At 65.5% G+C, this 14,454-nt stretch carries 16 protein-coding genes; all 16 read right to left on the bottom strand.

Features of this window, described 5'->3' with window-relative positions:
• Positions 1 to 11: 11 nt before the first annotated feature.
• Complete coding sequence (locus tag J5X93_RS27110) at positions 12 to 296, bottom strand: VirB3 family type IV secretion system protein (protein WP_124014566.1); 285 nt, start codon at positions 294 to 296, stop codon at positions 12 to 14.
• Positions 293 to 670 (bottom strand): TrbC/VirB2 family type IV secretion system protein, encoded by a 378-nt coding sequence (locus J5X93_RS27105; RefSeq protein WP_124014567.1) that lies wholly within the window; start codon positions 668 to 670, stop codon positions 293 to 295. Before J5X93_RS27105 ends, J5X93_RS27110 begins: the two co-directional genes overlap by 4 nt.
• Entirely contained in the window at positions 667 to 1,695 is a 1,029-nt protein-coding gene (gene trbB, locus J5X93_RS27100) for a P-type conjugative transfer ATPase TrbB (RefSeq protein ID WP_124014568.1), read from the bottom strand. The genes J5X93_RS27105 and trbB overlap by 4 nt, the downstream gene beginning before the upstream one ends.
• Positions 1,692 to 2,180 carry a ribbon-helix-helix protein, CopG family gene (locus J5X93_RS27095; protein WP_124014569.1) on the bottom strand — a complete coding sequence of 163 codons (489 nt, stop codon included), beginning with the start codon at positions 2,178 to 2,180 and terminating at the stop codon, positions 1,692 to 1,694. Before J5X93_RS27095 ends, trbB begins: the two co-directional genes overlap by 4 nt.
• Positions 2,177 to 4,174, bottom strand: coding sequence for a conjugal transfer protein TraG (locus tag J5X93_RS27090; RefSeq protein WP_124014570.1), 1,998 nt, complete (start codon positions 4,172 to 4,174; stop codon positions 2,177 to 2,179). The genes J5X93_RS27095 and J5X93_RS27090 overlap by 4 nt, the downstream gene beginning before the upstream one ends.
• A gap of 235 nt (positions 4,175 to 4,409) precedes the next feature.
• Positions 4,410 to 4,688, bottom strand: a complete 279-nt coding sequence (locus tag J5X93_RS27085; protein WP_124014571.1) for an EexN family lipoprotein — start codon at positions 4,686 to 4,688, stop codon at positions 4,410 to 4,412.
• On the bottom strand, positions 4,685 to 5,626 hold the full coding sequence (locus tag J5X93_RS27080) for a LysR family transcriptional regulator (protein WP_124014572.1): 942 nt from the start codon (positions 5,624 to 5,626) through the stop codon (positions 4,685 to 4,687). Before J5X93_RS27080 ends, J5X93_RS27085 begins: the two co-directional genes overlap by 4 nt.
• Positions 5,627 to 5,640: 14 nt before the next feature.
• Positions 5,641 to 6,912: a serine hydroxymethyltransferase gene (gene glyA, locus J5X93_RS27075; RefSeq protein ID WP_124014573.1), complete on the bottom strand. Its 1,272-nt coding sequence runs from the start codon at positions 6,910 to 6,912 to the stop codon at positions 5,641 to 5,643.
• Positions 6,913 to 6,922: 10 nt separating this feature from the next.
• A complete protein-coding gene (gene trpA / locus J5X93_RS27070; protein WP_124014574.1) occupies positions 6,923 to 7,780 on the bottom strand; it encodes a tryptophan synthase subunit alpha in 858 nt (285 codons plus the stop codon).
• Positions 7,777 to 9,012 carry a tryptophan synthase subunit beta gene (gene trpB / locus J5X93_RS27065; RefSeq protein WP_124014575.1) on the bottom strand — a complete coding sequence of 412 codons (1,236 nt, stop codon included), beginning with the start codon at positions 9,010 to 9,012 and terminating at the stop codon, positions 7,777 to 7,779. The genes trpA and trpB overlap by 4 nt, the downstream gene beginning before the upstream one ends.
• Positions 9,009 to 10,241 (bottom strand): aspartate aminotransferase family protein, encoded by a 1,233-nt coding sequence (locus J5X93_RS27060; RefSeq protein ID WP_124014576.1) that lies wholly within the window; start codon positions 10,239 to 10,241, stop codon positions 9,009 to 9,011. The genes trpB and J5X93_RS27060 overlap by 4 nt, the downstream gene beginning before the upstream one ends.
• Positions 10,217 to 11,170, bottom strand: a complete 954-nt coding sequence (pdxK, locus tag J5X93_RS27055; RefSeq protein ID WP_250034995.1) for a pyridoxine/pyridoxal/pyridoxamine kinase — start codon at positions 11,168 to 11,170, stop codon at positions 10,217 to 10,219. The genes J5X93_RS27060 and pdxK overlap by 25 nt, the downstream gene beginning before the upstream one ends.
• Positions 11,167 to 11,886 carry a glutamine amidotransferase gene (locus tag J5X93_RS27050; RefSeq protein WP_124014578.1) on the bottom strand — a complete coding sequence of 240 codons (720 nt, stop codon included), beginning with the start codon at positions 11,884 to 11,886 and terminating at the stop codon, positions 11,167 to 11,169. The genes pdxK and J5X93_RS27050 overlap by 4 nt, the downstream gene beginning before the upstream one ends.
• Before the next feature lie 32 nt (positions 11,887 to 11,918).
• Positions 11,919 to 12,374 (bottom strand): GNAT family N-acetyltransferase, encoded by a 456-nt coding sequence (locus J5X93_RS27045; RefSeq protein ID WP_124014579.1) that lies wholly within the window; start codon positions 12,372 to 12,374, stop codon positions 11,919 to 11,921.
• Entirely contained in the window at positions 12,371 to 13,186 is an 816-nt protein-coding gene (locus J5X93_RS27040) for a YggS family pyridoxal phosphate-dependent enzyme (protein WP_124014580.1), read from the bottom strand. Before J5X93_RS27040 ends, J5X93_RS27045 begins: the two co-directional genes overlap by 4 nt.
• Positions 13,186 to 14,427 (bottom strand): benzoate/H(+) symporter BenE family transporter, encoded by a 1,242-nt coding sequence (locus J5X93_RS27035; RefSeq protein ID WP_250034997.1) that lies wholly within the window; start codon positions 14,425 to 14,427, stop codon positions 13,186 to 13,188. The genes J5X93_RS27040 and J5X93_RS27035 overlap by 1 nt, the downstream gene beginning before the upstream one ends.
• Positions 14,428 to 14,454 lie beyond the last annotated feature (27 nt).

Raw genomic sequence — 14,454 nt, 5'->3', positions numbered from 1 at the left:
GTGGCGTCCCCCTACACGTCCAGCAGCGGCTTGTGCTTGATGTGCCGGGCGAAGACCTGCATGAACTGCGGATCGAGGCGCGCCCCCCAGACCGCCAGCGAATGGCCGACGATCCACAGCACCAGGCCGGGAATCCACAGTTGCAGGCCCAGCCCCACGGCGGCGGCCAGGGTGCCGTTGGCGATGGCCACCGTGCGCGGCGCGCCGCCCAACAGGATCGGCTCGGTCAGCGAGCGATGCAGGGGAATCTCGAAGCCGGGCGCAAAGCCCGGTGTTCCTTCGTTGGCGGCGCTCATACGACGGCCCCGCCGGAGAAGCTGAAGAAGGACAGGAAGAACGAGGACGCGGCGAAGGCAATGCTCAACCCGAACACGATCTGGATCAGCTTGCGGAAGCCGCCGGACGTGTCACCGAAGGCCAGCGCCAGGCCTGTGGCGATGATGATGATGACCGCGACGATGCGCGCCACCGGCCCCTGGATGGATTCGAGGATGGCTTGCAGCGGCCCTTCCCAGGGCATCGAGGAGCCGGCGGCCTGTGCTGTAGTGGCCATCAGCAGGAACACGAGCGCCAGCAGCAGCCCCTGTTGCGCCGGCTCGGCCAGGCAGCGCAGGCGGGCAAGACGGAAAAGCGGATTTACGGAAACGCGCAAAGCATGAGAAGGCGTCATGGCAGTTCTCCAGTGGGATCAGGGGACGGGGAGGAAGTCGGCGACAGCTCGGGAAACGGCGTTTCCAGCGCGTCGGCCAGTTGGTAGCCCGTGGCGTCGTGACCGACGACACGGGTGATGCTTTCGACGTGGCGCTGGCGGCCACGCCCGGCGATGCGCACCACGACGTTGATGGCGTCGGCGATCAACGCGCGCGGCGCGTTCGCGGCGACTTCGAGAATCAGTTGCTCCAGGCGCAGCAGCGCGCCTTGCGCGGAACCGGCATGGATGGTGGCGATGCCGCCCGGATGGTCGGTGCCCCACAGCTTGACGAGATCCAGTGCCTCGCCGCCGCGCACCTCGCCGACCACCACGCGGTCGGGGCGCAGCCGCATCGTGGCCCGCGCCAGATCGCGCATGGAGGCCACATTGCTGTGCGTGCGCAGCGGCACATGGTCGCGGGCCACGCATTGCAGCTCCACCGTGTCTTCGAGCACGAGGATGCGGTCGCCGGTGGTGGCGATCTCGGCCAGCAGCGCATTGGCCAGGGTCGTCTTGCCGGTGCTGGTGCCGCCCGCGATCAGGACGTTTTGCCGCTCGCGCGTGGCGCGGCGCAGGAACTCGGCCTGCGCCTCGGTCAGGATGCCGTCGGCCACGTAGCGATCCAGGCTGATGACGTTGATGGCACGCTTGCGCAGCGCAAAGGCCGGTCCCGGCGCCACCGGCGGCAGGACGCCCTCGAACCGTTCGCCCGTCTCGGGCAGTTCGGCGGACAGCAGCGGCTGGCCGCGATGCACTTCCGCGCCGACGTGGGCGGCCACCAGCCGGATGATGCGTTCGCCATCGGCCTCGGACAGTTCCACGCCCAGCGGGGCGCGGCCGGACGACAGGCGATCCACCCACAGCGTCCGGTCGGGGTTGAGCATGATCTCCACCACGTCCGGGTCTTCCAGCGCGGCGGCGATCACCGGCCCCATCGCCGTGCGCAGCATCTGGATGCGGCGATCCAGAGAGGCTGCGGTGGACGTCTGTGGAACGGCGCTCATGAGGCACGCTCCGCAGTTCGTTCGTGGGCCTCGGCCAGTGTCGCCGCGTCCCCCATCCGCATCCCGAACTCATGATCCTGGGGGTGCAGTTCCTCCACCACGTCACGCACCAGGCTGCGGCCGCGCAGCAGGTGGCGGCCCAGTTGTTCGACGAACTGCTCGAAACGCGCCTTGCCCTGGGCGCGGGCGGCGTCCTGATGCGCTTCGGGCACCGGCGTGCTGACGGTCAGGAAGTAGCGCACGAACAGCGCCAGCGTCTCGATCTCGATGTTCTGGTCGCGCTCCAGCTTCTCGAACTGGCGCGACAGGCGATCCAGCCGCTTGGCGATGGCGGCCTCGCGCTGGTCGGCCGCGTCCGGCGACAGCCAGGACGCCAGCGCCGCCGCGACGATGCTGGACTTCGAGACGCCTTTCTTGGCGGCCAGCTCGTCCAGGCGCTTGGCGTGCTCGGGATGGATAAAGAGGTTCAGGCGGTATCGGCTCATAGCTGGATTCCGTCATCGGGATTGAGGGAAGCCAGCCGCGCCACGCGCTGCATGGCGGGGTCGAGCTGGCCGGGAAGAACCGGCGGCAGGTCGTCGTCATCGAGCAGCGACAAGTCGCTGGCCGGGTGTTCAGGCTCGGGGCTGTAGGCGACGGCCTCGGACAGTTCGGGCTGGCGGCGCGGGCCGCCGTCATCGGTGCCGCCCAGGCCATCGGCGGATGCGGCAGCCGATGCGGCGGGCACGGCCGGAATCGCCAACTCGGTCCAGTCGTCGGCGCGAGCCGGCGGCGCATCGGCGTAGCGCCCGACCGCGAGCACGGGCGCCGGCAACACGCGCTGCTGGAAATTGGTGTCGAGGTAGTAGCGCAGCTTCCTGGCCTTGATCGGCGCCACGCTGGACACCATCACCACCGCCTCGTCGGGCGGTAGCTGCATCACTTCGCCAGGGGTCAACAGCGGCCGCGCCGTCTCCTGGCGCGACACCATCAGGTGCCCGAGCCACGGCGCGAGCCGGTGGCCGGCGTAGTTGCGCTGCGCGCGCAGCTCGGTGGCGGTGCCCAGCGTCTCGGAGATGCGCTTGGCGGTGCGTTCGTCGTTGGTGGCGAACGTCACCCGCACATGGCAGTTGTCCAGAATCGAATGGTTCTGGCCGTAGGCTTTGTCGATCTGGTTGAGCGACTGCGCGATCAGGAAGCTGCGGATGCCGTAGCCGGCCATGAAGGCAAGCGCCGTCTCGAAGAAGTCGAGCCGGCCCAGCGCTGGGAACTCGTCGAGCATCAACAGCAACTTGTGGCGGCGCTCGATGCCGTCGGAACCGTCGAGCGATTCGGTCAGCCGCCGCCCGATCTGATTGAGGATCAACCGAATCAGCGGCTTGGTGCGGCTGATGTCCGAAGGCGGCACCACCAGATACAGCGACACAGGATGCTCGGCGGCGATGAGATCGGCGATGCGCCAGTCGCAGCGCGAGGTGACTTCGGCCACCGTCGGGTCGCGGTACAGGCCGAGGAAGGACATGGCGGTGGAGAGCACGCCAGAGCGCTCGTTGTCCGCCTTGTTGAGCACTTCGCGCGCAGCGGAGGCGACGACGGGATGCGGCGCATCGCCCAGGTGCTTCGTCGTCATCATCCGGTGCAGGGTCAGCTCGAACGGGCACGCCGGGTCGGACAGACAATTGGCGACGCCGCGCAGCGTCTTGTCCTCGCCCGCATAGAGCACATGCAGGATGGCGCCGACTAGCAGTGCGTGGCTGGTCTTCTCCCAGTGATTGCGCCGTTCCAGCGCGCCTTCGGGATCGACCAGAATGTCGGCGATGTTCTGCACGTCGCGCACCTCATGCGCGCCGCGCCGCACTTCCAGCAGCGGGTTGTAGCCGGCCGACTGCGCATCGGTCGGGTTGAACAGCAGGCAGTGCGAGAAGCGCGAGCGCCAGCCGGCGGTGATCTGCCAGTTCTCGCCCTTGATGTCGTGGATGACGGCCGATGCGGGCCAGCTCAACAAGGTCGGCACGACCAGCCCGACCCCTTTGCCCGAGCGCGTGGGTGCGAAGGCCAGAACGTGCTCCGGGCCTTCGTGGCGCAGGTACTGCCGTTCATGCTGGCCGAGAAAGACACCGACGGGCCGGGTCAGTCCCGCCTTGTGGATGTCACGGGCATCGGCCCAGCGGGCCGAGCCGTAAGTCGTAACCCGGCGCGCCTGGCGCGAGCGCCAGATGGACATGCCGATGGCGACCAGCACGGCGACAAGACCGCTGCCGCCAGCGATGGCGCCGCCGATGTCGAAGACCTCCGGCGCATAAGCGCCGAAGAAGAACCACCACTCGAACAGTTTCCAGGGGTGATAGACCGGCGTGCCGAAGAAGTCGAACCAGGGCGAGCCAAGGCGTAGTTGGTAGCCCAGGGCGGCGGCTGTCCATTGTGTGGCGCTCCACACACCGGCGATCACGATGCCGAATACGACGGCGATCTGCCCGAACAGTACGTTCGTCCCTTGCATGACCTGGCCTCCGACTTCTCCTGCGCTGATTCCCCATGAAAAAGCGGCACTTGGGCGTGCCTGTCATGCGAGGATCGGTGCCGGGCCAGTGCCGGTCAAAGACCGTTATCGGAACCAAGGTGATGCAAAAAGCATCGTTTCAAGCGGGGGCGAACACGACAAAAACGCCGCCAGCGCGGGCGCGCTGCGGCGTGTCGGCAAAGAAAAGCGGATTTTGTGGCGAGCGGCCGACGAATCAGAACGGCGGCGGTGTCTCCGGCGGCGTATAGGGCACGTTGCCGTCACCGAAGAAGCGCCGATTCGTCGCTTCGGCCACGCGGTTGCACAACACGTCGCCCAGTCGCGGCCGATCGGTCCTGCACTGCTCGCGCAGCTCCCTCAATCGTTCGGGGTCGGCGGCCAGTTCCTCCACGGTCGGCACGTCGGCTTCCGTGGTTGCCTCCTGCCTGGGTGCCTCCGATTGGCCGCAGGCGGCCAGCGCCGCGACCAGCAATAACGGGATGAGTTGTTTCATGGCTCGATGTCCTCCAGATCAGGTTCGGACGGCGGCACAGGTCTGACGCCTTCGGGCGATTCGATGGCCTGCACCCGCTCGATGAATCGGGCCAGGACTTCCGAGCCCTCCGCCTCCCGGTGCAGCAGATACGTCGTCAGCATCGGCGAACGCCCCGCCAATGGCCGCGCCACCACACCGGGTTCGCGGCTGGAAACGATGTGCGGGGCACCCGCCAAGCCAAGGGCAAAGCCTGCCGACACCAGTGCCATCATCAGGTCGCAGGAGGCGACGCGCTCGGCGATCATGGGTTCCTGTTCCGCTCGCCGTAGCACCCGCTCGACCTGGCGGGCATGGCCTTCGCAGACCTGTGGATCGCACAGCACCAGCGGATAGCGCAACACTTCGTCCAACGGTATACGTTTGTGTTTGAGCAATGGGTGCCGTGCGGGAACAGCGACCATCAGAGGATCGCTCCAGACTGGCCGGGCGACCAACGCATCACCAACTTCGTCTGATTGAGAAAAACCCACGTCATACAGGTCGTCGTGCAACCCCTTGATCTGCTGCGATAGAGGCACTTCAGACAACCGGATTTCGACCTCGGGTTCCTCCTGCCGGCAAAGCGCCAGCAATGTCGGCAAGCGCGAAGGCGTGATGCCATCGGACAGTGCGATGCGCAGCTGACCGTGAAAGCCATTGGCCGCTGCCTTCACGCTGTCGCGGGCCTGCTGCAAGGCAGTGAAGATGCGCGGGACGTGTTCCAGAAACAGCTTGCCCGCCCGCGTCAGCTGCGTGCTGCGGCTGGTACGAACGAACAACTGCTCGCCCAGGTCTTCTTCCAGTTCCTTGATGGTGCGCGACAGCGGCGACTGCTCGATGTGCAGCCGCTCGGCCGCACGCGCAAAGTGCAGTTCCTCCGCTACGGCCAAAAAGCAACGCAGATGCCGCAGTTCCATGCGCCAGCTATCCGCTATCGGTATACGGGATGGCGACGGCATACTTCCATCACCTGATCCCGCACCCGGTCACGCACTGCGATCAGCTCCTTGCTACCTGCTCCCAGGGCATCCAGCACGTCACACAACCAGCCTGCCAGTAGTTCACACTCGGCCACGCCAAAGCCCCGCGTCGTTACGGCCGGTGTACCGATCCGTATGCCAGAGGTCACGAACGGTGAACGCGGATCATTGGGCACGGAATTCTTATTGGCGGTGATGTAGGCATCGGCCAGTGCGGCATCCGCCTCCTTACCGGTGTAGGGCTTGGCGGACAGGTCGATCAGCATCAGGTGGTTGTCGGTGCCGCCGGAGACGATTCGGTGACCACGCTGCTGGATGACCGCAGCCATCGCCCGCGCATTGGTCACGACCTGCTTCTGGTAGCTCTTGAACTCAGGCGTCAAGGCTTCCTTGAAGGCCACCGCCTTGGCGGCGATCACGTGCATCAGCGGGCCGCCCTGGATGCCAGGGAACACGGCAGAATTGAGCTTCTTGTAAAAATCCTCGTCCTGCCCCTTGGACAGGATGATGCCGCCGCGCGGGCCACGCAGGGTCTTGTGGGTGGTGCTGGTCACGACATGGGCATGAGGCAGCGGGTTCGGATATTCGCCAGCGGCAACCAGGCCGGCGACGTGAGCCATGTCGACCCAGAAGATCGCGCCCACCTTGTCGGCGATGGCACGCATTCGCGCCCAGTCCTTGTGGCGCGAATATGCGGAAAAGCCACCGATCAAAATCCTGGGTCGAGTCTCCAGTGCGATCCGTTCCATCTCGTCGTAGTCGATCAGGCCGGTCTCGGGGTCAAGCCCATAGGGCACGATCTTGTAGTGTCGGCCCGAGAAGTTCGATGGATTGCCATGGGTCAGGTGGCCGCCCTGCGCCAGGTTCATGCCCATCACCGTGTCGCCGGGATTGGTCAGAGCCAGGTACACGGCGGCGTTGGCCTGGGCGCCGGCATGGGGCTGGACGTTGGCGTAGTCGCAATCGAACAGCGCCTTGATCCGTTCGATCGCCAGGCGCTCGGCCACGTCCACATGCTCGCAGCCACTGTAGTAGCGCTTGCCGGGATAGCCTTCTGCATACTTATTGGTGAATACCGAGTTCTGGATCGCCATCACCAGCGGGCTGGCGTAGTTCTCCGAAGCGATCAACTCCACGTGGTCTTTCTGGCGGCGTTCTTCGTGCTGAACGGCCTGAGCCAGCTCGGGGTCGAAATCGGTGAGGGTCAGCGAAGTGTCGTACATGGAATTCGTCCTAGGTGTTGGAATGCTTGGGGTTTGGGATTGGGTCTTGTTCCGGCACGTCTTTGTCCAGTTCCCGGCGCACATCGCGGATCAGGTCGCTGGCCGCGGCCAGCGCTTCGGCCGCCGGTTTGCCGGCCAGGCTCTCGATCAGCCAGGAGCCGATCACCACGGCGTCGGCGACCTGGGCAACCGCCCGGGCGGTGCTGGCATCGCGGATACCGAACCCGACCCCGACAGGGATGCGCACATGACGGCGGATGCGGGTCAGCGTGTCACGCACGCTTGCCATGTCGAGTGTGGTAGCGCCGGTAACGCCCTTGATGGACACGCAATAGACGTAGCCACCGGCCCGCTTGGCGACCTGGCGGATGCGCTGCTCGGTAGAGGTTTGCGCAAGCAGGAAGATCAGATCGAGGCCGTGCTGACGTAGCTGCGCCGCGAGGTCAGCAGATACTTCGGGCGGGTAATCGACAACCAGTACGCCATCCACTCCGGCTTTGGCTGCGTCCTTGGCGAAGGCGCCCGGCTGACGTAACAGGTCATAGCGTTCGATGGGGTTGGCATAGCCCATCAGCACCACCGGGGTCTCAGTGTCCGATTCGCGGAAGCGCCGGACCTGGTCGAGCACCTGCGGCAGCCCGATGCCCTGGCGCAGGGCGTGCTCGCTGGCCGCCTGGATCGTGGGACCGTCTGCCGATGGATCAGAGAACGGCACGCCCAGTTCGATGACGTCGGCACCGGCCTCGACCAGCACGTGCATCAGCGCCGGGGTGATGTCCACGCCGGGGTAGCCCGCGGTGACATAGGGGATCAACGCCTTGCGCCCCTCTCGCCGCAGATGCCGGAAGGTGGGATCGAGCCGGGTCATGGCTTTCCTCCAGACGCGTCGGCCTGCGCCATGACCGTCTCCATGTCCTTGTCGCCCCGGCCGGACAGGTTGACCAGCAGGGCCTGCTCGTTGGGCAAGGTGGCCGCCAGCTTGATGGCATGGGCTACGGCGTGACTGGCTTCGAGCGCGGGAATGATGCCTTCCGTGCGGCTCAGTTGATGGAAGGCGTGCAGCGCCTCGTCGTCGGTTGCACCGACGTACTCGGCGCGGCCAATCTCCTTCAGCCAGGCGTGTTCCGGTCCGACGCCGGGGTAGTCCAGCCCGGCGCTGATGCTGTGGGTTTCCTGCACCTGTCCGTTGTCGTCCTGGAGGATGAGCGAGCGGCTACCATGCAGGACACCGGGACTGCCGCACTGAAGCGATGCGGCATGCCGGCCCGTGTCCAGTCCCAGGCCCGCCGCCTCGACACCGATCAGGCGCACGCTCTCGTGTTCAATGTACGGATGGAAGATGCCGATGGCGTTGCTGCCGCCACCCACGCAAGCAATCACCGCATCGGGGTGCTCCTTCGCCATGCCCAGGCGCTGGAACAGTGCCGGCATCTGGGTCAGGCACTCCTTGCCGATCACGGTCTGGAAGTCGCGCACCATCGTCGGATACGGGTGCATGCCCGCGACCGATCCGATCAGGTAGAAGGTGTCATCGACGTTGCTGACCCAATCGCGGATCGCGTCGTTCATCGCGTCCTTGAGCGTGCGGCTGCCGGAGGCGACAGGGATCACGGTTGCGCCGAGCAGCGCCATGCGCTGGACATTGGGGCGTTGCCGCTCGATGTCCTCGCTGCCCATGTAGATCACGCATTCCAGGCCGTAGCGCGCGCAGATCGTCGCAGTGGCCACGCCATGCTGGCCCGCGCCGGTCTCGGCGATGATGCGCCGCTTGCCCATGCGCCGCGCCAACATGGCCTGTCCGATCACGTTGTTGATCTTGTGGGCGCCGGTATGGTTGAGGTCTTCGCGTTTGAGCAAGATGCGGGCACCGCCCGTTTCCTCGCTCAGACGCCGGGCGTAGTAGATCGGCGAGGGACGGCCGACGTAATCGGCCAGTTCTTCCTCGTATTCGGCGATGAACGCGGGATCGTCGCGGTAGCGCTGCCAGGCGGCCACCAGCTCCTCGACTGCTTGCGCCAGGGTCTCGCTGATGAAGCTCCCGCCGAAGCGGCCGAAGAAGCCTTCCGTGTCGGGTTGCTGGTAGGTCGGGGTCACGGTCATGACGTCAGCTCCTGCTGGGTGGTACTGGGTGTCGGCGCTGCCCCATCCAGGGCACTCACCGACAGGAGCCGGGATACGCGGACCACGATGTCGTCGATCTGGGTTTCGTCGCAAATCAGCGGCGGCAGGAGCCGGATGGTGGTGTCGCGGGTCACGGTGATGAGAAGGCGTTGCTCGGCCAGTGCGCGGCCGACTAGCTCTTTGCAGGGCTGATTCATCTCGATACCGATCATCAGTCCTTGGCCCCGGATCGCAGTGACGTTCGGATGGCCACTCAATGCCTTGCGCAATCCCGTGAGCAGGCGCGTGCCGAGCACACCGGCGCGCTCGGGCAGCTTGTCGCGGGTCATGAGGTCGAGCACGGTGCAGCCCACCCGGCAGGCCAGCGGGTTGCCGCCGAAGGTCGAGCCGTGCTGCCCTGGAGAAAACAGATCGGCTGCCGCGCCGCGCGCCAGGCAGGCACCGATGGGAAAGCCGTTGCCCAGCGCCTTCGCCACCGTCATCACGTCTGGCGTGATGCCCGCATGCTGGTGACCGAACCAGGCACCCGTGCGGCCCATCCCTGCCTGAATTTCATCAAGCATCAACAGCCAGTCCTGCTGATCGCACAGCGCGCGCAGATCACGCAGGTAGTCGGCGCTGGCAACGCGGATACCGCCTTCGCCCTGTACCGGCTCGATGAGCACCGCCACGATGCCGGGCGCATTGGCCGCCATTTGGCGTACCGCTTCGATGTCGTCATAAGGCACGCGCAGAAAGCCGGGCAACAGCGGCTCGAAGCCCTGCTGTTTCGCGGGGTTGCCGGTGGCGGACAGCGTTGCGATGGTACGGCCATGAAAGCCGTTCTCCATCACCAGAATCTTCGGCTCGGCAACCTGCTTGCGATGGCCGTGCAGCCTTGCCAGCTTAAGCGCCGCTTCGTTGGCCTCAGCGCCTGAGTTGCAGAAGAAAGCCCTCTGCATGCTCGTCAGCGCACACAGACGCTCTCCCAACCGCTCCTGCCAATCGATGCGAAAGACATTGGACGTATGCAGTAGCATCCCGGCCTGTTCCGCGATGACGGCGGCTATCTCCGGGTGCGCATGCCCCAGGCTCGTCACTGCGACACCGGCAATGGCGTCCAGGTACTCCACGCCTTGTTCGTCCCAAAGTCGCGCGCCGCTTCCACGCACGAAGGACACAGGCTGGCGGGCATAGGCCCGCATCAAGTGGGAAGTGGCAGGTCGCATGGGGAAGTCCTCAAAGGTTTCAATTTGGATTCATCGCGTGAGAAGGTCAGTTCGCGGATGCGAATCCTTCCGTTGTTATCCAGGCTGCCGTCCATTGGCGGCAGTAGCAGCTCGGCGCATTGCGCCCGTTCGGTGTGTTGAACCGCCTGCACGACTCGGTGACATGCCTTCCGGGCGGCTGTCTCCAGACAGTCACCCTTGAGCCAGTGCGCGGTCAGGGTCGCGCAGAACAGATCGCCGGTGCCTTTGGGCGCAGCGTCGATGCGTGGGTGCGTGATCACATAGGCATGCGCGCGGTTCACCAGGGCGACCTGCATCTCTCCTGCCGCCCAGGTCTCGGGGGCGGCGCTGGTCACCGCAACCCATTGGGTACGACCGGTCAGTAAGGTCCGAGCAGCGGCCACCACGCCTTCCAGATCGTTGGTCACCATTCCCGTCAGGTGTGCCAGCTCGAAGCCGTTGGGGGTCAGTCCATCGGCCAGCGGCAGCAGGTCTTTGCGGTAGGAATCTGCCAGTTGGGGATCGACATAGATGCCGTGGTCGTGGTCCCCGATCACCGGGTCGATGACGATGCGCAGGCCAGCTTGTTGTGGCAGCAGCGCCTGCATCCAGTTCGCCAGGGCCTGTGCCTGTGCCGGATTGCCCAGGTAGCCCACCAGGATTGCGCGCAGGGCGTGCAGGGCGCCGCGTGCCGACAGATCCTGCAAGTAGCCGTCGAACCACTCTATGGGCAACGCCCCACCGTGCATCGTCGGGTAGTGCGGGATATTGCTCAATACCACGGTGGGCACCGCCGCCACCGACAGTCCCAGCGCCTCCAGTGTCGGAATGGCCGCGTTGTTTCCCACCCGGCCATAGACCACCTGCGACTGCACGGAGACGACATCCACCGATAGGGGGCGACTTGACGGGGATGAATCCTTGGTCATGAGCCCTCCGCCGCTACGGACTCGCACGCATCCAACCAGGCGTTGAATACCGCCTCGGCTGCCATTGGCAGCCGCGTTTGCAGTGACTGGGCCTCGCTGCGCAGTGTGCGGGGGTCGATACCGGCCTGTGACAACTCGCCAGCATGGCCGACCAGCCAGGACTCGATCTGTCGGGGGTCTGCTTCCAGGTGGCATTGCAGTGCCAGGACGTGGCAGCCGATGCTGAACGCCTGGTTGTCGCAGATCGCCGTGCCCGCCAACCGCGTGGCGTCGATGGGGATGTCAAAGCGGTCGCCGTGCCAATGCAGCACCGGTACACCGCCCAGCGCTGCCAGCGGGGATGCTTCCCCCTCCGGGGTCAGCGCCAGCGGCGAGAAGCCGATTTCCTTCACGCCCATGCCGGCGACGCCGGCTCCCAGCGCGCGGGCAATCAGTTGCGCACCCAAGCAGATGCCGAGCAACGGCTGGCGGCTTTCCAGCCGCTGGGCAATGATGGCCAGCTCGTCTTCGATGAAGGGGTAGATGCCCTCATCGCAGGCGCCAATGGGCCCGCCCAGCACCACCAGCAAATCAGCCCTCGCAGTGTCTGCGGCCCGCAGGTCGCCGGCAGCCGCATCCAGATAGCGCACGGTGTAGCCACGTGCCTGAAGCACCGGCTCCAGTGTGCCGAGGTCTTCAAAGTGAAGGTGCCGGATGGCGATGGCGGTCTTGTTCATGATGAAATTCCTTCGGTGGTGTGACCGATGGCCTAAAGAGGCAGCCGATATCGAACGAAATCGTCGGCTTGCACGAATTCGTCGTAGAGACGCCGTGCCGGGTTGTCGCGCCGCGTCATCCAATACAACGTGGACCAGTTGCGCGCCTTGCCGCAATCAACCAGGTCCTGGATCAGCATCCGGCCAAGGCCCCGGCCCCGGTAGTCGGGATCGACAAACAAGTCCTCCAGGTAGCAGACGGCACTCGACACCCATGTGCCTTCATGCAGGACGCTGACGCTGAATCCGGCGAGCTGGCCTTCAACCTCCAGGAGACGGCCCAGCACTGGCGCAGCGGGGTTCAGAATCCGCTGCCAGGTCAGGGAAGTGATTTCCGGGGCGACGCTGGTTTCGTAGAAGGCGTTGTAGCCCGCCCAAAGCCGTCGCCAGGCGGGTTCGTCGTCGGGCCGCACGTCGCGAACTAAGGAGGAGGCTGTCTCGACACTCATAAGAGCGTTTCCTTTGAATGGTTGTAGTTAGGCCAGTAGTAGTCGTCTGGCGTGTGGCGAGCGCCGAAAATCGCCTGCCCGACGCGCACGACCGTGGCGCCTTCCTCGATGGCGATCTCGAAGTCCCCGGACATGCCCATCGACAGTTCATCCAGTCCGATGCTGGCGGGTGCGCTCTGTCGCAGTCGGTCGCGCAGGTTGCGCAGCAGGATGAAGCACTGGCGTACCCGCTCGGCTTCGCTGGAGAACAACGCCAGTGTCATCAGCCCGCGCACACGCAGGGCCGAGAACGCAGGCAGCGCCTGGAGAAAGGCGGGTACGTCCTCCGGACTCAAGCCGTACTTGCTGGCTTCGCCAGAGGTGTTGACCTGCACGAACACATCCAGCGAGCGCCCTTCAATCTGCAAGCGGCGGTCCAGCGCCTCAGCAACCCGCAGGCTGTCCAGCGCCTGGAACTCGCTGGCGAAGCGCGCCACCAGCTTGGCCTTGTTGGTTTGCAGGTGGCCGATGACCGACCATTGCAGGTCGGTCAGGTCCTGCATCGCTTCCCACTTCTGATGGGCTTCCTGCACCTTGTTCTCGCCCAGCGTCCGGCAACCTGCCTCGTAGGCCAGGCGCAAGCTGGTTTCGGGCTTGGTCTTGCTGACTGGCAGCAGGCGTACGGTTGCCAGTTCGCGGCCGGCGCGGTGGCAGGCCAGGTCGATACGCGTCTGCACCGCAGCCAAGTTGTGCCGGAAGTCCTCGACCTTGGTGGCCTCGGGATAGCGGCCGTGCTGGTCGTGCCGGGTTTGGGTGTCGGAAGGCTCGATCATCAGCTTACCCTCTCGCTGGTGGGCTTCGGGGTGACGGCAGGCTTGGGCGCCGGTTGGGGCAATCGCCCGTTGAGCACGGCGTAGGCCACCAGACCGATCACCAGTCCCCAGAAGGCGCTACCAATGCCAAGCAAGTTGATGTTGGCGGCAGCGGCCAGGAAGGTGATGAGCGATGCTTCGCGGGTCTTGGGATCGATCAGCGCACTGGCGAGGCTGCCGCCGATCGTGCCCAGCAGCGCCAGGCCGGCCAACGTGGTGATGAAGGTCGCCGGGAAGGCCATGAACACCGCGGCGAGCGTGACCCCGAACACCCCGACCAGCACGTAGAAGATGCCTGCGGCGATGCCGGCGATCCAGCGCTTGGACGGGTCTTCGTGAGCTTCTCTACCCGTGGCGATGGCGGCTGTGATGGCGGCGATGTTGAAGGCGTGTGAGCCGAACGGCGCCATCAACAGCGAACCCAGCCCTGTGACCGTCACGATGGGGTTGGCGCTGGTCTTGAAGCCGTCGTTGCGCAGCACCAGCATGCCGGGCATGTACTGCCCGGTCAGGGTGATCAGGAACAGCGGCAAGGCTACGCTCAGCAGGGCATTGAGCGAGAACGCGGGCATGGTGAAGATCGGCGTAGCCAGCTCCAGCCTCAGCCCGGACAGATCGACACGCTCCTGGGCCAGCAGGAAGGCCAGCCCCAGCACCAGGATGCCCACCACCGCATAGCGCGCGCTGAAGCGCTTGAACACCACGTAGGACACGATCAGCAGCCCTGCGAGCAGTGGATCGACGGTCATGCCGCCAAAGGCACCGATGCCGAACTGGAGCAGGATGCCGGCCAGCAGCCCGGCGGCCACGCCCGGCGGGATCATGCGGATGACCCGCTCGAACCAGCCGGACAGCCCGAGCACCACGAACGCGGCAGCCGAGACCAGATAGGCACCGACCGCTTCCGCGTAGGGCGTGGTCGCCAGCGCGGTGACCAGGAATGCCGCTGCCGGTGTGGACCAGGCGGTGATGATCGGCTCACGGGAGATCCAGCTCAGGAAGATCCCCGTCACACCCACGCCAATCGAAATCGACCAGACCCACGAAGCTGTCAGCTCGGGGCTCAGACCGGCCACCTTGGCAGCCTGGAACACCAGAATGAACGTACCACCGTAGTTGACGATGACCGAGATCAGGCCAGCTACGACAGGATGGGTAAGGTCGTTCCAACGAACGGGCGAGCGTGATGGGGCGGATGACATGGCGTGACGCTGACTCCCAAATAGGGT

This window comes from Pseudomonas sp. BYT-1, from assembly GCF_023611805.1.
Taxonomy (GTDB): domain Bacteria; phylum Pseudomonadota; class Gammaproteobacteria; order Pseudomonadales; family Pseudomonadaceae; genus Aquipseudomonas; species Aquipseudomonas guariconensis.
This window is presented reverse-complemented; position numbering and strand designations above follow the sequence as displayed.